The organism is Halalkalicoccus paucihalophilus, assembly GCF_001593955.1.
Classification (GTDB): domain Archaea; phylum Halobacteriota; class Halobacteria; order Halobacteriales; family Halalkalicoccaceae; genus Halalkalicoccus; species Halalkalicoccus paucihalophilus.
Map to the genome: position 1 here is coordinate 21105 of NZ_LTAZ01000013.1, position 23327 is coordinate 44431.

General features: G+C 55.6%; 17 protein-coding genes. 7 read left to right on the plus strand and 10 right to left on the minus strand.

Annotated elements, in window-relative coordinates; genetic code table 11:
* Positions 1-2 precede the first annotated feature (2 nt).
* The 6 genes from HAPAU_RS15615 to HAPAU_RS21110 form a co-directional block, all read right to left on the minus strand.
* A complete protein-coding gene (locus tag HAPAU_RS15615) occupies positions 3-1388 on the minus strand; it encodes a lysine N(6)-hydroxylase/L-ornithine N(5)-oxygenase family protein (RefSeq protein ID WP_066384719.1) in 1386 nt (461 codons plus the stop codon).
* Entirely contained in the window at positions 1385-2041 is a 657-nt protein-coding gene (locus tag HAPAU_RS15620; protein WP_066384720.1) for a GNAT family N-acetyltransferase, read from the minus strand. Before HAPAU_RS15620 ends, HAPAU_RS15615 begins: the two co-directional genes overlap by 4 nt.
* The gene (locus HAPAU_RS15625; protein WP_066384723.1) at positions 2038-3867 is read right to left on the minus strand and encodes an IucA/IucC family protein; all 1830 of its coding nucleotides are present in this window, start codon (positions 3865-3867) and stop codon (positions 2038-2040) included. The genes HAPAU_RS15620 and HAPAU_RS15625 overlap by 4 nt, the downstream gene beginning before the upstream one ends.
* Positions 3864-5351 (minus strand): pyridoxal phosphate-dependent decarboxylase family protein, encoded by a 1488-nt coding sequence (locus HAPAU_RS15630; RefSeq protein ID WP_066384726.1) that lies wholly within the window; start codon positions 5349-5351, stop codon positions 3864-3866. Before HAPAU_RS15630 ends, HAPAU_RS15625 begins: the two co-directional genes overlap by 4 nt.
* Positions 5348-6721 carry a diaminobutyrate--2-oxoglutarate transaminase gene (locus HAPAU_RS15635; protein ID WP_066384727.1) on the minus strand — a complete coding sequence of 458 codons (1374 nt, stop codon included), beginning with the start codon at positions 6719-6721 and terminating at the stop codon, positions 5348-5350. The genes HAPAU_RS15630 and HAPAU_RS15635 overlap by 4 nt, the downstream gene beginning before the upstream one ends.
* A 629-nt stretch (positions 6722-7350) precedes the next feature.
* On the minus strand, positions 7351-9477 hold the full coding sequence (locus HAPAU_RS21110) for a hypothetical protein (protein WP_157078505.1): 2127 nt from the start codon (positions 9475-9477) through the stop codon (positions 7351-7353).
* Positions 9478-9821: 344 nt separating this feature from the next.
* Between HAPAU_RS21110 and HAPAU_RS22810 the strand changes: the two genes are divergently transcribed.
* Entirely contained in the window at positions 9822-9968 is a 147-nt protein-coding gene (locus HAPAU_RS22810; RefSeq protein WP_157078532.1) for a rubrerythrin-like domain-containing protein, read from the plus strand.
* Positions 9969-10165: 197 nt separating this feature from the next.
* A complete protein-coding gene (locus tag HAPAU_RS20095) occupies positions 10166-13144 on the plus strand; it encodes a bacterio-opsin activator domain-containing protein (RefSeq protein ID WP_169802672.1) in 2979 nt (992 codons plus the stop codon).
* 529 nt (positions 13145-13673) lie between these two features.
* Here the strand turns inward: HAPAU_RS20095 and HAPAU_RS20100 are convergent.
* Positions 13674-14087 carry an ArsR/SmtB family transcription factor gene (locus HAPAU_RS20100; protein WP_084383809.1) on the minus strand — a complete coding sequence of 138 codons (414 nt, stop codon included), beginning with the start codon at positions 14085-14087 and terminating at the stop codon, positions 13674-13676.
* 98 nt (positions 14088-14185) lie between these two features.
* Between HAPAU_RS20100 and HAPAU_RS15655 the strand changes: the two genes are divergently transcribed.
* The 5 genes from HAPAU_RS15655 to HAPAU_RS15675 all read left to right on the plus strand — a co-directional run bounded on the left by HAPAU_RS15655 (position 14186) and on the right by HAPAU_RS15675 (position 20135).
* Positions 14186-14806 (plus strand): DUF7509 family protein, encoded by a 621-nt coding sequence (locus HAPAU_RS15655; protein ID WP_066384735.1) that lies wholly within the window; start codon positions 14186-14188, stop codon positions 14804-14806.
* Positions 14807-15006: 200 nt separating this feature from the next.
* Positions 15007-15246 (plus strand): hypothetical protein, encoded by a 240-nt coding sequence (locus HAPAU_RS15660; protein WP_066384737.1) that lies wholly within the window; start codon positions 15007-15009, stop codon positions 15244-15246.
* Positions 15247-15400: 154 nt separating this feature from the next.
* On the plus strand, positions 15401-16408 hold the full coding sequence (locus tag HAPAU_RS20105; RefSeq protein WP_084383810.1) for a threonine ammonia-lyase: 1008 nt from the start codon (positions 15401-15403) through the stop codon (positions 16406-16408).
* 878 nt (positions 16409-17286) lie between these two features.
* Positions 17287-18744, plus strand: a complete 1458-nt coding sequence (locus HAPAU_RS15670; protein WP_211263605.1) for a metallopeptidase TldD-related protein — start codon at positions 17287-17289, stop codon at positions 18742-18744.
* Between the two features lie 335 nt (positions 18745-19079).
* Entirely contained in the window at positions 19080-20135 is a 1056-nt protein-coding gene (locus tag HAPAU_RS15675) for a succinylglutamate desuccinylase/aspartoacylase family protein (protein ID WP_066384741.1), read from the plus strand.
* A 65-nt stretch (positions 20136-20200) separates the two neighbouring features.
* Here HAPAU_RS15675 and HAPAU_RS15680 read toward each other — a convergent pair whose 3' ends face one another.
* From HAPAU_RS15680 to HAPAU_RS15690, 3 genes are read right to left on the minus strand one after another with little or no spacing between them, the layout of a single operon-like run.
* Positions 20201-21307, minus strand: coding sequence for an ABC transporter ATP-binding protein (locus tag HAPAU_RS15680; RefSeq protein ID WP_066384744.1), 1107 nt, complete (start codon positions 21305-21307; stop codon positions 20201-20203).
* A 2-nt stretch (positions 21308-21309) separates the two neighbouring features.
* Positions 21310-22347, minus strand: a complete 1038-nt coding sequence (locus HAPAU_RS15685) for an ABC transporter ATP-binding protein (RefSeq protein WP_066384745.1) — start codon at positions 22345-22347, stop codon at positions 21310-21312.
* Positions 22344-23324 carry an ABC transporter permease gene (locus HAPAU_RS15690; protein ID WP_066384746.1) on the minus strand — a complete coding sequence of 327 codons (981 nt, stop codon included), beginning with the start codon at positions 23322-23324 and terminating at the stop codon, positions 22344-22346. Before HAPAU_RS15690 ends, HAPAU_RS15685 begins: the two co-directional genes overlap by 4 nt.
* Positions 23325-23327: the final 3 nt, after the last annotated feature.

Sequence of the window (23327 nt, forward strand, 5' to 3'; positions counted from 1 at the left end):
TATCAATCGTTTTGTAGTGGCGTCGTATTCGCGGTCGGTTCGCTCCCGGACTGGGAGGCGCCTGGCGTGCGGTCGACGAACTGGTCGACCGAGAAGTCCTGATAGACGGTGTCGCTGTCCTCGTGATAGACTTCGCAGCCGACCAGCCGATTGACAAACTTCGTGTTGCGATAACAGCCTAGTCCGAGATCGGGAACGCCGACGCCATGGGTGTGGAGTTCGGCGTTCTGAAGGAAGATGTCGCCCGGCAAGTCGATCTCGAGGCGGTGGTCCTCGGTCACGTGGAATCGCCCGTGGTCGTCCCACACAATTCGGTTTTCCAGCGGCGCAAGGAACGACGGAACGACCCGCTCGTAACCGGTGCCGAGAATCGTGACCTCACTCTCGTGAACGAACGACTCCTCGGCCTGCCATTGGTGACAGTCGAGTGCGTACGCATTGCCGACCGATTTGATATCTCGGACTTCAGTCATCGCGAAGAGCCCGACATCGGGCTCTCGGTCGCCGATCGAGCGCCGGTAGAGCAGGTCGTAGATCTCGGCGCTCGTGCCTGGGTCGATCCCCTTGTAAAGCAGATCCTGATTCGACACGAGGTCGTCTCTGACGTCTTGGGGAAGGTCATAGACGTACTGTGTGTACTCGGGCGTGAAATGCTGGAGGCCGAGTTTCGAATACTCCATTGGGAAAAAGCCATCCGAACGGGTCAGCCAATCGAGACGGTAGCCGCTTTCGGGCTGGCGTTCCAGCAGGTCCTGGAACACCTCGGCGGCGCTCTGGCCTGAGCCGACGACGGTGATCGAGTCCGCTTCGAGCGCGTGATCGCGGTTGTGGCGGTATCGTGCGGTGTGAAAGACGTCCTCCTTGGAGTGTCCCTGCAGCTGTCCGGGAACCTGCGGTCGAGATCCAATCCCGAGTGCGAGGTGCTTTCCGCGGTACTCGAAGCGTTCGCCGGTCTCGGGCTGCTCAGCGACGACGACATAGTGCTCACCATCGCCATCCCAGCGAACCGCGGTGACCTCCCGCTCGAACCGACAGCTCTCGAGACGCTCGGCGACCCAGCGGAGGTAATCGTCGTACTCCCGGCGGGGGATCTGGAATCGCTCGTAGAAGTAAAACTCGTAGATCCGTCCTCGCTCTCGCAGGTAGTTGAGATAGCTGTGGGGGTTCGTCGGATCTGCCAGCGTTACGAGGTCCGCGAGGAACGGCACCTCAAGCGTCGCTCCCTCGAGCAGCATTCCCTCGTGCCAGTGGAACTCGGCATCACGCTCGAGGAAGGCGGCGTCGACGTCCTCCTCAAGGCCATCGAGCAGGGCTCCGAGACCGAGATTGAACGGACCGAGACCGACGCCAATGACATCGTAGACAGATCCGTTGGCGATCTCGGTCATTGATGCTCACCTCCGGTGTCGGCTCGAGCGGTCGCTCCGTCGGCACTACTACCGGCGTCGACGGACGCCGCGGACTCGAACCGTTCGCGCTCACAGACCACCAGAACAGCATCCTTCTCGGCCTCCTCGAAGTAGAACTCTCCGCGGCGTTCGAACCCGCAGTCCTCGAAAACGGCGATTGCGCGATCATTGCGGGCGTCAGGTTCTGCGATTACCCGATCGGTCTCAGAGTGGCGAAACTGCATGGCGATAACGGCTCGTAACAGCGGTCGGGCGTAGCCCCGGGCGAGGTACTCCTCGGGACCAATCAACAGATGGACGCCCTGGTCTGTCGACACCGCGTCGTAGTGGTTCGCAACGTCGTCTTCGGCGGTCCAGTAACACTCCCAGTAGCTCATTGGGACGTGGTCGAGACAGCCGACGTAGGGCGTAAGGTGGTCGTCCGAGAGCTTCGAGACAAGTCGGTCGCTAAACGCCGACACGGGAAGATCGAGCTGCCAGTACGGCTTCACATGATCGGTGCCGAGCCACGAATGGAGACGACCGAGATCGCGCTCGAGGGTCGCCTGTCGGAGCGAAATTGTTCGATCAATGCGGTGGTCGTAGGTCTGGTAGTCGTAGTCGGCCGTGATGATTGCGTCTGATTCTGTCATTGTCCTATATCGAATTCGGTAACGAGCGGATTGGTCACGTTCGCATAGACGGACTGATTTTCGAGGTCGTTTTCCAGTTCGTCGAGTCCCCGGAAACGGGTGAGCAGGTTCGCCTTACAGGGAATTGTCGGTGACTCGAACAGAGGGTCGAGAAAGTCCGACGAGGGTCGGTCGTACCGGTCACAAGCGCGTTCGAGTTCCTCGCGGAGCAACCTCAGCAGCCGCCGCTCCGAGACGAGTCCGGCACAGCCAAACGCGTTGATCAGGTCGAAAGCGTTGTTCAGAATCACGTAGTACCGGAGCCGTTCGTCTGCGACGGCGTCCGCACAGACAGTGTCCGCGCGCTCGCCGACCCCGGGCAGGTACGCATCGACATCCGAGTAGACCGATTCGGGGAAATAGAATCCTTGGTTGTCTCGGTAGCGGAAGGCGTCGGGATAGCCTGCCTCATCGAGAGTGAGGATAGAATTCTGCTGGTGGGCCTCGAGGCCCACTCCTTGGACGAGGTAAAGCCAGAGCACCGGTCGGATCCCGATTTCGAGATACCGGCGGAACCACTCCGCGCTAACTGCCTCTGTGGATCGGCTCTCCCGCCCGGCGATTCCCGCGACGATCCGGCCAAGCCGCGAGGAGCCGGCGATGGCGTCCTGACATAGCGATGCTAGGGGGGTCGCGTTTTCGGCAGCCCCATCCTGAAACGGATTGACTCGCAGTATCGTCTCCAGTCCCGACTCGCGGTCGTCGCCGACATCGAGCGCGAGGTATGCAGGATCGCAAACGACATCGAAGGCGGGAAACGCCGCCTCCAACTCGTCCCCGAAGTCGGTTGAGAGGAGTTCGGCGACGGCGACGCCGCGTTCGAGTTCGGGGCGCTTGTTCGTCCGGACAGAGTTGGTAATCTGCACGTGCAGCGACGACTTCACCATGAACGGCGCGGCTGGACTATACAGCGTTCGGACCGAGGTCGTCGGGTAGAACTTCCGTCCGACTGCGCCAAGGTGTTCAAGGCCATCACCGAGGTGACGGCGAACGTGGGGCTGATCGAGGAGGTACTCGGCCTGCCACGGGTGGACCGGTAGGAGGATAGCATCGCTCTCGACGTTCTCAGCGACGAACGACGCCGAAACCGCCGGATCGTCTCGGAGAGTGTCGTTCACCCAGGTTGCAGCGCTTCGCTCAAGCGCTGAGTCTGTCGTCACGAGATCCGACTCGGCTCGGAAGTAGTGAAGCGGGAACGAGCCCCGCAGTTCGGGCGCGTAGGTCATCCGATTCCGTTTCGCGATCCCCTGTCGGCTCTTTGGGGTAGGATGGCGATGATGACCGAAGACGAGCGCCTGCTCGGCGTCCCGGAAGGACAGCTCTTCGGCGTAGAGCCGACTGTCGTCGTCGTCTCGCGCCGCAACAAACGATTCGACGTTTCGCTTGCTCCGGAGGACCCGTTCGAGCAGTTCGTCCGGAACGGCGTCACCATCGCTCGCAATGGTGAGATCCTTCACGACGAATGCAGCGAGGGTCGCCGTGTCGACTGGCTGGACCGTTCCGTTCGGAAGCCGGTAGCGAACCGGCGTCTCAAACAGATGTCGCTCCGTCGGCGAGCGGTATGCGAGCGGCGCCAATAGTTCGATCTCCTGTTCGGGGAGCGTCGCCTGGAGGAGGCCGTCGGATCCGGACTCAACGCCGATGGCACCTCCATCAAGAACGTCGTATTCGCCGGTCTCGCGGAGATAGCAGTTGAGAAGGGCGTGGACAGTCGCGTCGTCGGCCCGCTCGGCGGGATCAATGTCGGTTACCGCATCTGCTACACGAGGATCAACGCCAGAACTCATGCAACCACCTCCTGGGCCCCGCCGATCGCTGTCCCGCAGTCCCGCACGATTTCAAGGATCGCTCCGACGTCTTCGAGAGTTGTGGTCGGGTTCAGCAGGGTGAGTTTTAGGCTGGTTGCGCCGTCGACCTCAGTGCGGGCCACGATCGCCCGCCCATCCTCGAGGAGCTCTCGCCGAACGGCGGCGTTCAGCCGGCTCGCCTCTTCGTCGGTTATCCCCTCGCAGGGTCGGTAGCGGAAGACAATGGCGTTCAACGTTGGATCGCCGAGCAATTCGAAGTCATCAGCCGATTCGAGTAGTTTGGCGGTCTTGTCGGCCAGACGGAGGGTCCGTTCGACGAGGGTAGCCATCCCTGACTGTCCGAGTGTACGGAACGCGATGTAGGGCTTCAGCGCGTCGAAGCGGCGAGTCGTCTGGACAGACTTCGAGACGAGGTTGGGAACCCCGCGGTCGTCGTGGTCCTCAGGGTTGAGGTAGGCGGCGTTGCGGGCCATCCACTGGAACGCCGCGCCGTCCCGAAGCAGGAGTGCCCCACAGCTGATCGGCTGGTAGAACAGTTTATGGAAATCAACGGCGACAGAGTCGGCCCGTTCAAGTCCCTTGAGGAGGTCCCCGTACTTATCGCTCACAGCGAGTGCCCCGCCGTAGGCCGCATCCACGTGGAACCAGAGTCCATGTTCGGCGGCCGAGTCGGCGAGAGCGTCGAGCGGGTCAATACTGCCGAAGTCGGTAGTGCCCGCGGTGCCGACAAGGGCGAACGGAGCGGCTCCTCGCTCCCGGAGGGCGGCGAGCGTCGCTTCCAATGCCTCGGGATCCATCCGGCGGTCGCCGTTCGTCGGAACGGTAACGACGGCGTCCTCCCCAAGACCAAGATGGTGGGCGGCCTGTTTTGCGGTGAAGTGAGCTTCGGCCGAGCAGAGGATTCGCAGCGAGTCGGCTTCGGGGGGGAGGCCCTCGTTCTGGACATCTCGGTCGAACTGGTGGGCGCAGTACCGGTCGCGGGCGAGCAACAGCGCCTGGAAGTTCGACTGAGTACCACCACTCGTGAAGACACCGTCTGCCTCCCTTGGAAGATCGAACAGGCTACAGAGTGCGTCGACGACCCGCTCTTCGAGCACCGTGGCGGCGGGCGCCTGATCAAACGAATCGAGCGACTGATTCGTCGCCGATAGCAGCGCCTCGGCGGCCAGTCCCGGAACCATTGGCGGACACTGGAGGTGGGCCCCACACCGCGGGTTCGAAGGGTCCACCGAGTGTGCCAGTACTCGCTCGGTGACCTCGTCGAGCGTCGTCTCGAGCCCGCAGCCCTCCTCAGGGATGACGGAGTCGTCGAAAGACTCGACAAGCGCGTCGGGAGCGGCGCCCGAGTACGGTTCCTCGCGATCCGCGACCGCGTCGAGCACAGCGTCGATTGCCCGCTCCATTGCCGCTCTGTACTTGGCGTCGCCGCGGTCGGTCCCTAGAAACAATCCGTCCACGCTCATGCGCTTACCCCCTGGGTTTGCTTCCGCCCCTCGAAGATGGACGCGACGGCTTCGTCGAAGATCGTTGCGATCTCATCGACCTCACTAGCGGAGACGATCAGCGGCGGGAGGAACCGCGCGGTGGCGCTTTCCCGGCCGCCGAGTTCGATGATGAGGCCACGATCGAAACACTCGGCCTGTACGGACTCAGCGAGGTCACCATTTGGAGCGTGGGGACCCGACCCCTGCCAGTCGGCATCTTGGTCGACGAACTCGACACCGAGCATCAGGCCCCGACCGCGCACGTCGCCGATAGCATCGAACTGCTCGGCGGTCGATTCAAGTCGGTCGCGCAGGCGTACGCCAACGGCGGCGGCGTGGTCTGCGAGGTCGTGTTCGAGGATGTACTCAATCGTTGCTTCGCCAGCAGCCATTGCGAGCTGGTTGCCGCGGAACGTCCCGGCGTGGGCGCCTGGCTCCCAGACGTCGAGCGATTCATCGTAGATGACGACTGCAAGCGGCAGGCCGCCGCCGATCGCCTTCGAGAGCGTGAGGACATCTGGTGTAATACCGGCGCGTTCGAACGCGTACAGCTCGCCCGTGCGACCGAGGCCTGTCTGGATTTCATCGAGGATCAGCGGGATATCTCGCTCGCGCGTGATACGCCGAATTTCCCGGAGCCACTCGTCAGGTGCGGGAATGGCGCCGGCCTCACCCTGAATCGGCTCAAGGATCATTCCGGCGGGATTCGGAACGCCACTCTCGGGATCCGAGAGGAGCCCCTCGACGTATTGGCTGGCCGTTTGGTAGCCCTTTTCGCCACCGATACCGAAGGGACAGCGGTAGTCGTACGGATACGGGAGGTGATGAACGTCGTTCATCAGCCCCGGGATCGGTTCCTTGGCGTCGGTGTCGCCCATCAGGCTGAGTGCGCCGTTCGTCATTCCATGGTAAGCACCCTGAAAGCCCAGGACGCTTCGGTTTCCCGTTGCGGTCTTGATAAGCTTCAACGCCGCCTCAACGGCGTCCGTACCGGCAGGGCTACAGAATTGAATTTTTGCTTGTTCACTGAACCTATCGGGGAGACTCTTGAAGAGCGAGTCAACGAATCGCTCTTTCGCAGGTGTGGATATATCGAGAGTATGAATCGGTTGGTTAGTATCTAGAGTCCGTTCCATTGCCTCAATTACCCGTGGATGGTTATGCCCGAGCGCGAGTGTGCCTGCTCCTGCGAGACAGTCGTAGTATGCGTTCCCGTCCATATCTGTCACGCGTATCCCTTCTGCCTCGCGGATGGCAAAGGGAAGATGACGTGGGTATGTTCGCGCATTCGATTCTCGGTTGGCCTGTTGAGAGAGTATAGTGGCGTTGTCCGTATTCTGGTAGCTCATAGTTCGATACCTTCGTAGTAGGCTGGAACTGCTGTGCGGGCGGTCATTGCTTGTATACTTAATTGTCGCATCCGATTTTTAGGCTCGCCTAAAGATAAATAAAAGTTCTGGATTTTAGGCCAACCTAAAGATGAAGTGCCTTACATTTGGAGAGGCGGTTCATAGAAATACTGTAGAATGATTTGATATATACCTCAATCTCAAGTGAATCAATCAGCTCAAAAAGGGAAATCAGTCAGTCATTCCCTCTGGGGAAGCCCCGGCATTCACGTCGGGGAGGATGTCACTTGTACAAGGCTACATGGCAGAACCGTCCGTCTAGCCAGCACGCAAAGAGTCGGGAGCGGTTCTGGTCACAACCGCGGTTGGGCTGACGTTGCTCGCACGCCCTGTCGCAGAGGGATGGACCGGTAGTCCGTCCCATTGGTGTGCCGACTAAATATCTGTGGGATGTCCGTTTTGACACATCTATACGCACTGCAAACGACGTCCTTGGTATTAATCGAATGTGGACCATTGAGGGGGACGCGAAAGCGTTTGCCCCCGAGGAAAGGGGTAACCGTAATACCCTCTTCGAGAAATCCTCGCCCGTTAGAGCGGGGAAAATGGCAACGATATAGAGCGAGAGGTTAGAGAGCGATCCAATTATTGAGCATATGTAGATAGGGTGTGTTCGTGCTCGTATCCAAAACCATGAGCCCATCAAATCCATTCCCTTCCCAGTCACCGGTTAGAGCTGGATTTCCATCGTTGAGCCCCCATCCATTTTGCACTAAGCGAGGGATCTCCGTATCCCATAGCGTATAGTCTCCCTCAAGAACTACATCTGGTTGCTCAAGACGCATATCCCGTGTACTAACATCGAATTCACCATGCCGAACTTCGAGCCCCGAGCCACCAGCCGTGCGAATTCCGAACCGTGCATTCGGAGCAGTAATGTGCGGATACTCGATAATACAATTATCATTCCGTACATGGATCACTGTATTTGTTGACCCAATTGATCCCGAGAGATTTCGGTATATAAACCGTCGAAGAAACGTATCCTCCCGATCAACATTGATTCGATAATCAGGCCGATCGCCCTGCTCAAAAACATACACGCCATCGAAGGAGACTTGATAATCACGTTCAGGTGTTCCATCGCGACGATCGATCTCAAAGACGCGCTCATCGGCTTCGTGGTCGAAATAGCATTCGTTGACATGCATTTGTCCGCCTGTCGTAGTGCGGATTCCATGACCGGCCTCAGGGATACGCCCAATCGTAAATTGACAATTTCGAATAACAAACGATCCTGGACCAGTATGCCAAACACCACGGAGATTAGTGAAATTTGAGCGGTGATCATCAACGGTGAGATGAGCATTACGAAGGAGTACTTGCCCGTCAGAACTGTGGCGAATCGCACACCGGTCTGAGTTCCCGTACTGACCCCCATCAATTATTACACTACTTGTCTCGGCACCTGAAATGCGGACCCCGTTATTCGGTCCATAGAAACTCAGACAGTCAGTCAGACGTAGAAGTCCCTTATGAGCGGCCCCAATATAGATATTCGTTGATTCATTCGACGTATTCGCGAGGGTACTGGTTGAACCATCTGGAATACGAACCTGGTACAGCTCAAGTATTGCATCTGGTGCGCTAGCTTCAGGCGAAATCAGCTTTTGTCCATTGTCAGTATCGGCTACGCCATCGATTATTACGCTTTCAATACGCCCACCCCCGGCGACACGAGCACGAATGGCTCTGGTCCCAATATTCGAGCCAGTAAAATCGAAATTGAGATTCTTGATTAAGAGATCGTCACCCCCATCTGTTCCCCCAAAACCAATCATTCGCTCAGTCAGACGATTTGCTGTATTCGCAGGAAACTTCGACGATGGAACAAGCCACACGTCACCGAGTCCGATAAGAACGAGCTGATCGGCTTCGAAATTAACTTCATTGTCCCATCTGTACCGCCCCGGCGGAAACAGAATCATTACACGATTGGCATCAAGACTCTTAACGATGGTAGAAACATCTTCTTCACCAGTTGGGTCGCCACCTTCGGCTACGATATCATACTGCTCCCAGTGGTCCTGAAACGTGTCCACATATTCCTTTGTAGCAGCATGATTATTAGCGTCCGGAGAGGGGATGTGAACGGGATCATTGAATTTCGATGTTCCTGAGACCGTGATTCCGTCCTCGAACGTCGCCTCGTTATGTGCGTATAGGTCATTGATAATATCATAACGACCAGTAGCACCGAGTTCCTCAACTCTACTCACAGCCGAACCGGAGACGATTTGAAGAGCTGCTTGGTGCGTTGTACCACTAAAGTGCATCCCGGAATCATAATTAAAATTATCAGTCACAGCGAGCTTAACTGCGAAGTACTCTGTGCCAGAATACTCAACCCGTTCGAATCCAATGACCGGCTGCTTTTCAGAGGCAGCGTCTGTGTGTGTTGCACTGGCACGCCAGCAGGCATCCTCATTGGAGGAAGCAACGATACTAATTGCTCCGGCTGAGCCTGTTGATCCACATGTTCTCCAACCATGGAAGGTTCCAATAACGGTTGCCAGCGACTGATCCCATTCGCCGAGGAGAATCCATGCAGACTGGTTCGACGGAATATTACCGTCAAGAACAGTGGTGTCTCTGTGCTGACTACTAGTTGCCTGTCCAACAATGCCTGTTGCCGCTGCTATGCCACTGATTCCTTGTAGAATGTGACGTCGTGACAATTCGTGATTTAATGCCATCTATTGCAGTACTATGCTATATTAATTTAAATCTTGTCCACAACACTATTATCTATAAAAATGCCATGTACGCAGAGTCATCGATTTGCACTGACGAAAGTAGTATTATTATCAAATGTTTTATGTAGGTTTCTATGCTGCTAAGACAATTTCCGACAATCAAGCTCAACGAGTACGTCTTGAATTTGCTAACCGGCTTGAACAAGACGTATCGTTCCGTTCTATTTGGGATTGAAATCAGTAGATAGTGACTGTCATACTAGAAAGATAGTTGTATCATTTTATGAGATTTCTGGATGTTGGTTGAGGATACATTGATAATAGTAGACGAACATATAGTACGTATGGGAAAGAGTCGACTGTCTAAAGAATTGCCTCTAAGTACATTCGAGTGTATGGACTGTGGGCACAGACTGGAGGCAGACCATCATCCAATGGAATGTCCAGACTGTGACGGTGAGATGCTAAATATCAGCAACCCTCGCGAGTAAAAACACGGTCAGCAAATTGTTTCTGTCGACGGAATCTTTTTACGAGACGTTAGCCGACAATGGTCATGAGCTCGTCTACGCCATCTCCAACAAGAGTCCTAGCGGTATTTTCTATGCTCGCTCCACCGGGGACACCGTTGACAACACCTGAGGTTGCCAACGAATTCAATTGCACAAGTCGTACCATCTACAATAAGTTGGACACGCTCGTCGATGACAATGAGCTTGAGACGAAGAAAGTCAGCGCTCGCGGACGGGTGTGGTGGCGTCCTCTTCGTAAGTGTACACACGACGAACTCTCCGAACACATTTCTACGTTTGACGGTGCCATGGAGCCCAAACGGACTGAAGGCGTCCTTCATAAGTACGAAAATCGATATCGAGAACTATTCGAATCAATCGATGAAGGGGTTCTTTTCGCCGATGTAGTCTTCGACAGAGACGGACAGCCGCTCGATATACTCTGCCGTGAGGCCAATCCCGCGGTGATGGAGATATACGACGAAGATTTCGAAGGCCGATGGTTGACTGAGATTAAGCCGTCATACGGATCCGATCTATACGAGATCTTCGATCGTGTAGCCAGTACGGGTGAAAGTGAGCGCCATCAAGAATATGCCACGGTAGATGAGACATGGTACGATTTCTACGTTTTCAAACCGGGGCGTGCAGGCAGCCGACGAGTCGCAGTTGTCTTCCAAGACATCACCGAACGAAAACGGTTAGAGGAGGAGCTCCAGATAGAAAAAGAGCAACTTAACGTCGCAGTCGAGAACTCTCAGCTCACCCTCTTCCGAGTAGATGCCGATCTGCGATACACATGGTGCAAAAACCTCCGCGGGGATCTTGAGAAGAAGGAAGTACTCGGAAAGCGCGATGACGAACTCTTACCGCCTGCTGCCGCAGATGCAGTTATAGCACCAAAGCAGACTGCCTTGAATACCGGCGAGAGGGTTCGTCAGGAGGTGACCTACGAATCTCCGAGCGGCGAGGTGACGTACGATCTCATGGTCGCGCCACTCCGCAATGAATCTGGGGCGATCGCCGGTCTGACCGGTGCAGCCTTCGAACTCACCGAGCACAAACGGACCCAACGGCAACTAGCCGATGAGCGTGATATGTTCACCGAGGGGCCAGCAGTCGTTTTCAGATGGGATCCCAACGCCGGAGAAGGTTGGCCAGTCGAATACGTCTCCGAGAACGTCGAACGGCTGCTTGGCTATACAGCCGAGGAACTCACAGCGGGCGAAATCACATACACGGACCTGTTGATTGACGAAGAAGTCGAGCGAATCGCCCAAGAGGTTGAAGAGAACAGCGACGGAACGACCAAACGATTCAGCCATGCTCCATACCGCATCAAAACCAAAGACGGTGACATTCGCTGGGTGAAAGATACTACGAAGATCGTCTACGACGACTCCGGCAGTATCACACACTATTTGGGGTATTTAATCGATATCACCGATCGCAAAGAAACACATGATGCTCTCGAGCAACTCAATACCGCGAGCCGGGAGCTAATGGAGAGTGACACGCAAGAAATCAAGAACCGGATTACGGACTTCACAGAGAGTGTGCTCGGCGTTGAATATACTGCACTGTGGCACTACGACAGGACAACCGGTGACTTTCGCCAATATACTCGATCTACCACTCAAGAGGTGGATTCCTATGCGATTGACCTCTCAGATGAGATTTCCGAGCAAATCTGGCAGACATTCATCAGTAATGACATTGACTTGGCCAACGACCTCTCATCCTCTCCTATGAGTCCTCGGTCGAAATCAGCACTGAACCATCTACTCCTAATCCCACTCGGTAGGCATGGGGTTCTCTGTGCCGGCTCTACTCGAGAAGCGACTCTCGATGAAACCACAGTGGACCTTGCCAAAACGCTCGGAGCAACCATTGAAGCGGCATGGGATCGTGCCGATGGCGAACAACAGTTAGCCAAGCAAAACGAAGAATTAGCCCGTCTCGACCGCCTCAATAGCCTTATCCGAACAATCGATGATGCATTGGTAGAGGCCGACAGTCTCGAGGAGATTGACCGAGCGGTTTGCGAGCAACTCGCCGAATCCAACCACTACGAATTTGCGTGGATCGGCGAACGCGATCCGACCACAGAAACGGTTACGCCGAGAGAGTGGGCTGGCATCGATAGTAACTACGTCGACAACCTTGAGATCCCGATCGACGAGTCATCGTCTGAGTGCAATCCCATCGGTACCGCCATACGCACCCAAGAGACACAGATCGTCTCAGATCTCACCACCGAGACGCGATTTATCCCGCTACGAGAGGGGACTCTTAAACGGGGTGCACGGTCGTGTATCAGCGTTCCATTGGTCTACGAAGAATCGCTGTACGGTGTCCTGACAGCCTATGCTGATCAGCCCTCGTCCGACGAGCGAAACCACGCTGTCTTAGCAGAACTCGGTCGAACGATTGCGCACACGATCAATGCTGTCGAGACGCGAGAAACACTCCCCACCGACCGTGTCGTCGAACTCACGCTCCAGTGCCGAGAGCCGAACACCCCCTTGTGTCAACTTGCCAGTCAGACAGAGTGTACGATAGAATTCGAAGGCCTTGTTTCTCAGTCGACGGGTGAAGCGGATGTCTTATTCACTGCGAAGGATATCTCATCGGAAGAACTCCAAATTGCCGGCGAGCAGTCCGTCGCTATTGAGGAATTGATCTGTCTCAATGAACGTAACGACGAGACTCTCTTTAGAGCCCGCGTGACCGATTCGACGCTTGCGGCACGATTTGTCGAGCAAGGTGCGGCTGTCCGGTCGCTCATCATTGAGAAAGGGATGGCGACAGCTGTCGTTAATCTATCCCATACGGCTGACGCCCGCGAGTTCGTTGAACGGTTACAGCAGACCGTTCCCAAGATCGATCTAATTGGACGCCACACTCGTAACCGAGCGCTCAAAACGCGACAGACATTCCGGATGGTCTGTGAGGACCGCTTGACTGAGAAACAACTAGCAGCCCTCCAAACAGCATACTTGAGTGGGTTTTTCGAGTCGCCGCGGGTTCGAACGGGGAAAGAGGTTGCTGCCTCGATGGACATCTCTCAGCCAACGTTTTCGAATCACCTTCGAGCGGCACAACGAGGCGTCTACGAGGTGTTATTTGATGAGCGTAAGAATCGTTCTGGATAGGAGTCTTCCAAAGAATACGGGATCTGTTGGGCTAGGTAATGAGCCGGGCTGTTAATAGTGATTTGTTCATACTAGCATTAACTGCTTTCCCGTCTTGACCTCATGGTACAGGTGCGGACGATATGCCCCCTCTCCGCTCATGGTCATGAGCAAGTGGATGAGGACGGGTGGGGAGTCACAGGTGCCTCTGACAACCTTTGACGACTCCCTCCACCGATAGAGGGCTCCTTTCCCTCTATTGGGATCGTGTTCACGATCCAGACTCGTCTTTGGGAGCAGGGTATAAAGAGATAATTATCAAAATACAAACCAGTAGAGTTTGAAGCGAGTGGCTAAGCCGAATTTCTGTCTCATCAAAGCCGTTCTAAAGTGGGCATCTTCCCAAAACATACAGCGCTAACTACTGGATAGATCCATGGAATCGAACTATTGGTTACTTAACAGTCTTGGGCAACAATATGCCTTTCAACGAGAGAGTTTCGTCGTTCACGGTGGGATTCTCTCACTGAAGTAGGTTAGATGGGGGATGTCAATTCTCAGTCAAACTGTCGTACATCACTTCGAACTTTTGTTCACCGCGGATAAGTTCGTCAACGCCTTCAGTGAGCGTTACGTTCCCGAACACCGTTGCCCGATAATACGTATACAACCCTTCCTGCCCTCGCTCGGTCCGCTGGCGCTTCTCAACGAGGCCGACATCAACGAGTTTGTTAAGATGATAGTGGAGAGTGCTGTCGTCGATATCAATTGCTTCTTCCAACTCTTTGGGACTCATCGCTCTACCATGGACGAGTCGATAGAGGATTTCATAGCGGGTTCGATGCCCGACTGCGGCATGCATCGCAAGGTACTCATCAAGGCTGAGAATGCTATCGTCGGGCAACAGATCCCCCGGGTCTTCTGGGGGGTCACCACTGAACGTTCGTGTGTGATTCGTCGCCATCTTGTTGTACAATACGGACGGGAAACTCTTAGGTATTCTCAAGCCGAGAAAGTTCGAAAATAGCCGATTTCAAATAGCCCTCATGAGTGTGGTAGCCTATGACTGTAGAGATTACACGTGACCTGATCGCTGAACGGGTCAGGAAGGTGAAATACGATCGATTTATCTTCTATTTGATAGGTTCATATAAGTCGTTTAATCTCAACTACGTCCTTAGTGACGAGCAGCGCCGCGAAATCGATATCGAAGACCTTCCAGGACCGTTACGTCGTCTCTTTCGGAGTAAGGACGATATCGACGAGGCACAAGCGCTCTTACGACGGGTCCAGGGTGAACTTCGCGTTGATCCCGGCATAAATGCGTTTCTAGCGCTCGATGTCGATGTGGATATTAACGAGGTAGATGCGGCAACCCAGAGCATTGCGTACACCCAATGCAGCAATGCAACCGCGTTCATACTGCCGTTTCTTGGACACAACTTCGGTATTGGTGAAGAGGCCAGCAGTATTCTCGAGGCACTCTTGGAAACCCACGGTGATCGATTACTCTTCGTTCACGAGGCCACTGTTACAAGTGCGATGATTCGGTCGGCAGCGAAGCGGTGGGATCTGAGTGTCGAAACGTACGAAACAGAGGCCGAGCTCGTCGATACACTTCGACTGTTCGCTGGCAGTATTATGCACCAAGAACGACGGGGGGAGCTTGATCGTCTCGATTGATTGGTACGGATTTGGTGTATAGCAATTCGACAGTATCCTCCCGGTACCCGTTCGGATCGCCGTTACGGTCTATGAAGATTAGATCGTCTGGATCGCCAACAATTAGTCCGTCAAACGTCGTTTCGTCGGTTTCAGTGGGATATAACGTGCCTGCAGATGCTCGCGAGACTGTTTCGGAGGAGACGAACCTCCCTTTGCTTATGGTTCGAGAATTTCGGGAAGAAAACGTCGGCAAGTCCGTTATTGGCCGAAACGATGGCCGAATTGGCGAAATAGCCGCGATCGGTGAGGGGGTCGCGCAAGTCGAACTCGACGAAGGTCTCGATGGGGAAGTGCAGGCGACCTATGAGACTGACGACCCAGAACAGCGCTCGTTTGAGGTCGGTCCTGATCTCGTAGACGAAATCGATGATGAGGCGGTCTATCTTGTCGAGGTCTGAATCAGATAAACGGATACCACGAGACAACCTAGTTTACTAGTAGTCGGACAGGTCACCTATTTATTAAATTAATACTATATATTAGAATTATCCAATATGGTGAACAATGAAATTTTACGGTAGGGGGAAATAGTGACCTCTGTTATTGCTTATCATGATATATGAACCAATACCGTCACCAGATGGAACCACGATATTTTCGTATCACGACTTGATGCCCCCAACACTTGGTGATATCTACGAAGCGCGCTCAACAGTTCATCAGTATCTACCTGCAACACCTCTGGTTCGAAGTGAGTACCTCTCTGCAAAATTAAAAGCCGATGTCTATCTAAAGCGTGAAGACACTCTCCCAACAGGCGCATTCAAAGTTCGAGGAGGAATAAATCTTTGTTCACAGTTAGACGAAGAATTTCGGAAGAGAGGTCTTATCGCCGCAAGTACCGGAAATCATGGACAATCTGTCGCATATGCCGGTCGTGTCTTCGATATCCCGGTTACTGTCGCAGTACCGGATGATCCGAATCCGAGTAAGGTCGCTGCAATAGAACGATTTGGCGCAACTGTTCACGAAATCGGTCAAGACTATGACGCTGCACGCGAGTGGGCCGAGGAACAGGCACAAGAACAGGGCTACCGGTACATACATTCTGCTAACGAACCTCTCCTTATTGCAGGTGTTGGGACTGCAGGGTTAGAAGTATTAGAAGAAAAACCGAATATTGACACTCTTATTTGTCCAGTGGGGGGTGGGAGTAGTGCTGCTGGTTACTGTCTGACGGTTGGAGAGGCAACGGACTGTGAGATAATTAGTGTTCAGTCAGAGAACGCAGATGCAATGTATCAAGCGTGGCAAACCGGAGATCTACAGCAACAGAAAACGGCGGATACATACGCGGAGGGATTGCAGTCCCGAGTGCCATTCGCACTGACAACAGAGATCCTTCGTGAAAACTTGGCAAATATGATAACGGTATCTGATGATGCAATTCGCAACGCACTCCAGGTTATGATACAAGAAGAGAACTTACTATTGGAAGGAGCAGCTGCAGCTGGAGTCGCAGCAGCGCTTGCAATGACTGAGGATCTTTCGAGTCAGACTGTAGTCATTCAACTTTCTGGACGGAATATATCAATGAACAAACTGAGTGCATTATTATAAATTTGACGTCAAATTATCTGAAGAATATCAATACAGTAGACTACTTATCAAAGTACATACGAACTAATCATAACAGTGGCCGAAATATTTCAGGGGATACAAGCATAGAGTCGTAACGAATAGTGAGGGCACCTATGTGACATCCTCCCCGCCGTGAACGGCGAGGCTTCCCACAGGACCAGTCCTGCTGAGTTGGGAGATTTACGGTTTGCATCCCGTCGTGATACGGGCCGTGCCACGCGGCCGTTACCCCTATCCGGAGAGGACTCGGGGTTACTTGATTGTTTTCTGACGGTATCCCACTGCGGTCGCCGAAGGGGATACCTACGACCAACCGAGGGGAACCCCGATACTGTCTCATTAGGTTGGGCGGCACGGCCGCCTCGGTTGGTATCACAGACGGACTGTATCCTCGTGAATCTACCGATGCGGCGATTCATCCCCGCCCTAAAGGACGGGGTTTTCTCGCCTAATCAGATAAAATGATCTTCGGCATCCAACCCCCCGAACGTTCATACAGGTGCTCCTGGTACGGATACACATGCCGAGCTCCCGAGTACGACGGAACGGATGGGCAAAGGTCGGTTGCGGATTCTCTGTAGTGTTCGCCGTCGGCGCATTCGTTTACTTTGTACTCGTGGGAACACCGTTACGCGGTGCAGTATTGGGACTTCTTGTTCTAGTAGCTGGTATATGGGAGTACCGACGAAAACTACAGGACAACGTTGTTGCCCAGTCGTATGAGGCGGAAGCAGAAACACAGCGACGCAAGAATCGTCGATAGCTAAGTCGAACTCTTATACATTTGAGCGTTGTACATGGCAGTTCTGGGGTCCCTGTTCGGAGGTTTCATACCCCATGGTTAGAAACAATTCCGCATGAGCGAGAGCGACGAGCCAGTAGCAGCGATGGAGTGGTTGCTCAACCGCTTTGAGGATGACGACGATGTCGCGTACGCTGAGGTGGGAGCCGTCTCGCAAACAAAAACAGACCTCGTCGTAACTGAGAATGGACCCCGAAGCGAGCTTACATTCGATGAGGCTGGCGTCTGGTGTCGCGTGTTTAGCGATGGAGCTGCCGACTACCGATACACGACGAGTTTAGAAGAGGCAGTGTTAGCGGATGTGGCGGAGAGAGCAATTCGCGGCGGCAAGTTCCTCGCGCAAGTCGATCCTGCTCGATTCGATCAGTTCACTACCCACAGAGCTGTTCACAGTGGGTGGGCGGCCAACCGAATCGACGATGTACCGTTAGAACGGAAGCGTTCAACTGTCAAAACGGGTCTCGAGGCAGCAGAGGATGTCAACCTCAAACGGCGGCGAGTCAACTACGCCGACGCGCACATCGAGCAGACAGCGGCGACAACCACCGGAAGCACCGTTCGCACGACGTTGGACCGTGCGAGCATAACATGTATCCTTGCGATCCGAGACGGACCCACGGTTCGACGCCACGCCGGATCCACGCGTGGAGCGGCGTTTCTCGACGAACTCCCAGATGTATTCGCGGCCGCGGCCGCCGACGCGCAGATATTGGCGCAGGCGGCTGTAGCCGACGCACCGACCGGTGAGACGACGGTCGTTCTGAGTCCACGGGCAGCGGGGCAGCTGTTCGCGTTCGTCTCGCACTACCTCGAAGCCGACATGGCAGAGATGGGTCTGAGTCCGTACGACATCGGTGACGAGCTCGGTCCCGAGTCGCTGACGATAGTGGATAGCGTTCGCGCCGGGTCGTGGGCCGCCCAGGGCTATGATGCCGAACTCCGACCACCGACACCGGTGCACCTAGTCGAGAACGGAACCGTAACGCATCGCCTTCACAACACCGCCACTGGGGCCGAAGCCGATATCCTCCCTGCCGGAAACGCGGTCCATAGTCTCGGCTTTGAGCAAGCGCCACGGATTCACGCCCGCCATCTGGAGGTCGAACCTGGCGACGCCACCCGCACAGCCCTCCGTAACGGGGCTGACGTTCTCGTTGAACGGTTCGACGAACCGTGGCTTCGCGACGAGTTTGAACGCGTCCAGCGATCAGGCGCCATGCCCGCCAGTGCTCTCTATGCAAGGGATATCGATCGGAAGACCAATGACCGAACCGACCGAGGCTGCGCCGAGTTCCCCATCGCGGAGGGGTACCGACTCCGAGACGGCAAACGTGCCGGTCGTGTTGAGGGCGTGTCGCTGACGTACAACCCCTTGACGCTCCACAAGGTGACCGCTATCGGGGACGTTCACGGTACCGTCACAGGCGTCGATGAAAAACACAAGTCACACGTCCCGTACGCGGTGACCGCGCCTGGCGTTCGCCTTACGGCGACACTGCGAATCGATGGGTAAGTGGAAGGAAGTTAGAACGTGGCCGCAAAGCTATTGCCATCAATAGCGACAATAAGAAAACTGTTTCTTGGAAGTAGTTCCAACAGACAAGTGTGTCGTCGACGACACAGTTGCCGGTGGATTTACGATACTTTCCTGCGGTACCTTCGATTAACTATGCTTCACAGAGATTCTATAGCATGGTGGAGACGCTCCCCTGTTACAAAACAAAGAACCCGACACAACCGACGGTCCGTCTCCCTCGCACTGAACCGGTCGCCTGACTCAGTGATCGGATCACGGTGCGATTCGAAGACAACGACGCATAACAGCGTGGCTATCTACCCAAGATACCCATGAAACTTGGGACCGCAGAGTCGGAACCGGGTGAGATCTCCACTGGTTACTTCTCCGTCACTGAGTTGCCGACGGGTCAGCCAGAACAGGTTCCGGTTATCCTCGCTGACGGGGAAGAGCCAGGACCGACGGTCTGGGTGACCGGAACGATTCACGGCGACGAGCCGACTGGGATGGCAGCAGTACACGAGTTCGTTACTCTCATTCGGGACGAACCACTCCGGGGAACCGTCGTTTGTGTCCCAGTAATGAACCCGTCAGGGCTCCGAACGAACACCCGAACCTCGTACTATCACGGTGATGACCCGAACAGGCACTTCGGCGTCGAGAGCGAAAGCGGCGAGACGCCACCGAGCGTCCAGCAGTTGATTTGTGAGCGAGTCTACGAGGAGATCAAGACGAGCGCGGACGCGGTCATTTCGCTTCATACGTCCTGGGTTGCGACGTACCCGTACACGATTCGACCGCGGGTGAGCTACGGGGAACATCGAGAAGAAACGGTTGCAGTCGAATTACGTAATCGTCTCGTCGAACTCACGGAGGCGTTTGGCCTCCCCATCGTCAACCAGTTCGGTCACGACGAGACCACGCAGCGGTCGCTGGAACACACGTTGACCGGCGCAGCCATCGCCGATGGGATTCCGGCGTTCACTCCGGAGCTCGGTGGTCGGTTCGTCGTAGAGCGGGACGTTTGCGAGGCGGCCGTTGACGGACTGTACAACGTACTCTACGCGTCCGGGATGGTCGACGAACCGGCAACATCCTCGCCGGAGTTCGGGTTGCCCGCTGACGACGACCTCAAACGGCTTGTTCACCCACATACGGACACTGCCGGACTTGTTCGGTACCGGGTACGAGAGGGGGACTGGGTTGAATCCGGAGAAGCAATTGCGGATATTGTCACCCCCTGCGGGGAGCTGAAGGCGGAAGTGAACGCCGAGCACTCGGGGTACGTCCTCAGTCGCTACGAGCGCGTCGCAGTGTACGAAAATGATCCCCTTCTCGACATGGCCGTTCTGGACGACGAACCGCTGCTACGGAACTGCTCGGAGTGATCGCTGTCGAGGAGACGATCGATGGATCCGGGAACCCATCTACGAGCGATGTGAGAAGAGAGGCGTTAGTCGTCCGCCGAAACTGATTCGGTATCGTCGCTCGTATCGCTCGCGTCGACGTTTCTTTCCTGGCGTTCGTCCGCCAACTGCTCGTAAGGGTCATACCCCTCGGCGCTCTCGTAGATGTGGCAGGCGATGTCCTGCTCTGCGTTCACCTTCTGTTCCAGCGGCGGGACGACCTTATCGCAGACATCCCCGATGTACTCCGGACAGCGTGCTTTGAATCGACAGCCAGTCGGGATGTCGATAACATCGCCTACTTCGCCCTGAAGTTCGACACGCTCGCGTCCCACGTCCGGGTCGGGGACAGGGACCGCATTGATGAGCGCTTGCGTATAGGGATGTTGTGGGTTCTCGATTATCTGGTCCGTCGGCCCTTTCTCGACGATTTTTCCCATGTACATGATGGCGAGGCGGTCGCACATATGCCGGAGCAGCGAGAGATCGTGGCTGATATAAACGACCGAGAGTCCGAACTCGTCAGTCATCCGGTCAAGCAGCGATAGAACTCCGGCTCGGAGGCTTACGTCAAGCATCGACACCGGTTCGTCCGCGACGATGAAATCGGGATCAAGTACTAGCGCACGTGCGATGGCGATCCGCTGGCGCTGACCGCCTGACAGTTCGTGGGGGTACTGGTCGAAGTACTGTTCAGCCGGGAGAAGTTCCGCGAACTCCAGCGCGCGTTGGACCCGTGCGGTCTCATTCCGGATATCGTGGATACGCAGCGGCTCAGCCACGATGTCGTACACTGTCATTCGAGGGTTTAGACTCTCGAATGGGTCCTGAAATATCATCTGTGCGTTCTGCCGGAACTCCTTGAGTTCGGCGTCGGTGGCCTTCGAGAGCTCTTTATCGTTATAAACGATGTCGCCGGCAGTCGGCTCGTGGAGCTTCACCAGCGACATCCCGGTGGTGGTTTTGCCACAGCCTGACTCGCCCGCCAGCCCAAGGGTTTCGCCCGCGTGGAGATTGAAGCTGACGCCGTCGACCGCGTGGACGTACTCGGGTTCCCCGCCGGAGACTGATTGCATCAGGCTCGCTATCCAGCCCTGGTTGACCTTGAAATGCTTCTTGAGGTCGTCGACTTCGAGTAGCACGTCGTTTTTCATCTTCAGTCACCTCCCATATTCTGAGCCGCGGCAGTCTGGTTCCACGTCCTCGCGTCGTCCGCATACGGCCGTAGTTCTGTGTCGATATCGTCGGTATAGTGGCAGTACGACCGGAGACCGTTGACGTAGTGTGCTTCGGGCTCCTCCTCACGACACCGCTCGGTCGCCATCGGACACCGTTCGGCGAATCGACAACCCTGTGGTGGGTCCACTAGTTCGGGCGGATAACCTGAGATGGACAGCAGGTCCTGATCCGTCATTCGGATGTTGGGAAACGCTCGTTTCAGACCAATGGTGTAGGGGTGATATGGTTGGTTGAATATCTCCTCGACTGGCCCTTCCTCGGCCACCTTTCCAGCGTACATCACGAGGACGCGGTCGCACGTCTCGGCGACGACGCTTACGTCGTGGGTGATAACCAGCATCGAGGAATTAATCTCCTCTTGGATCGAGTTGATACGTTTGAGGATCTGGTCCTGCATAATGACGTCGAGCGCCGTCGTCGGCTCGTCGGCCAACATCAGAGACGGTTCGAGCACAAGCGCCATCGCAATCATGGCACGCTGGCGCATGCCCCCCGAAAACTGGTGAGGGTAGTCATCGGCACGATCGGGGTCCAGTCCGACGAGTTCAAACATCTCGGTCACCATCTGATCGGATTCGATGCGGCCCGTACCTGGTCGGTGGGTCTCAACAGCTTCGACGATCTGCTCGCGAATGGTGTACACGGGGTCCAACGAGTTCATCGCGGACTGGGCGATCATCGAAATCTCCTCCCACTTGAGGCGGCGGCGTTCGGGGCCGGACAGTTCGGTGAGATCGTCGCCCTTGAAACCGATGCTACCGTCGTTGATGTATCCGGCATCGGGAAGAATTCCAATTATCGCTTTGGCGAGCGTGGTCTTACCGCAGCCAGACTCGCCGACAATACCGAGGTTCTCACCTTCTTCGAGTTCGAATGACACGCCGTCGACCGCCTGTGCTGGACCGTCTTCGGTCTCGTAGTAGACTTCGAGGTCGTTGACTTCAAGTAGACTCATTGTAATTTGGGGTTGGTGATCTCTTCGTAGCCGCGGCCGATGAGGAAGCCGCTAATCACGAGCAGTCCGATACAGATGCCCGGCGGAACGAACCACCACCACGCACCGAACTCGAGCGCCGAGTACGCCCGGGATGCCTGGAGCATTGTGCCCCATGAGACGGTGTTCGGGTCACCGAGACCGATGAACGAAACGCCTGCCTCGGCTAGGATAGCCCATGCAATTCCGAACGAACCGTACAGGAACGTCATCGGGAGAACGTTGGGCGCGAGATGCCTGCTGATGATATGCCAGTCGCCCGCGCCGGCGACCTCCGCGGCCTTCACAAAGGGTCGCTCGCGGAGTGACAGCGCCTGTGACCGGATAACGCGAGCGGTCGAGCGCCACTGGAGAACGATCAGTGCGAAAATGATGTTCCAGAGGTTCGGCCCTAGTACCGCGACGAGGACGATAACGGTTGGCAACAACGGCATTCCGTACAGGAAGTCGACCAGCCGCATCAGCGCATCGTCAACTTTCCCACCGTAGTAGCCCGCGATGAGTCCGACGAGCGTTCCGATACCAGCAGTAAACACTGCTGCGATGAGCCCAACCATCAGCGCCGCCCGCGTGCCGTACACGAGTTGGCTGAAAATGTCGAACCCTTCTGCGGTCGTCCCGAGAATGTAGCCGGTATCTGCTCCGAGTATCGCCGGTTCGGCCCACTTGTCCATGATTATCCCGGCGTCGCTCTGATACTGGCGCTGAAGTGGCGGATGGGTTGCAATGAACGGCGCGAAGATGGCGATGAGTACGAACGCAGCAACGGTTATGAGCGAGAGCTTAACCGAGAGTTCATCAGTCAGTTTCCCCCAGTGGTCACGAAGCGTCTCTCGCCAGAGACGAGCCGTCCGTTGCCACTTGCTTATCTCCTTGCTGGACGAGCTGTCGTCAAGGTCGGTAAATATCGACCGACCGGTTTGTTCTTCTTGTGCCATTGT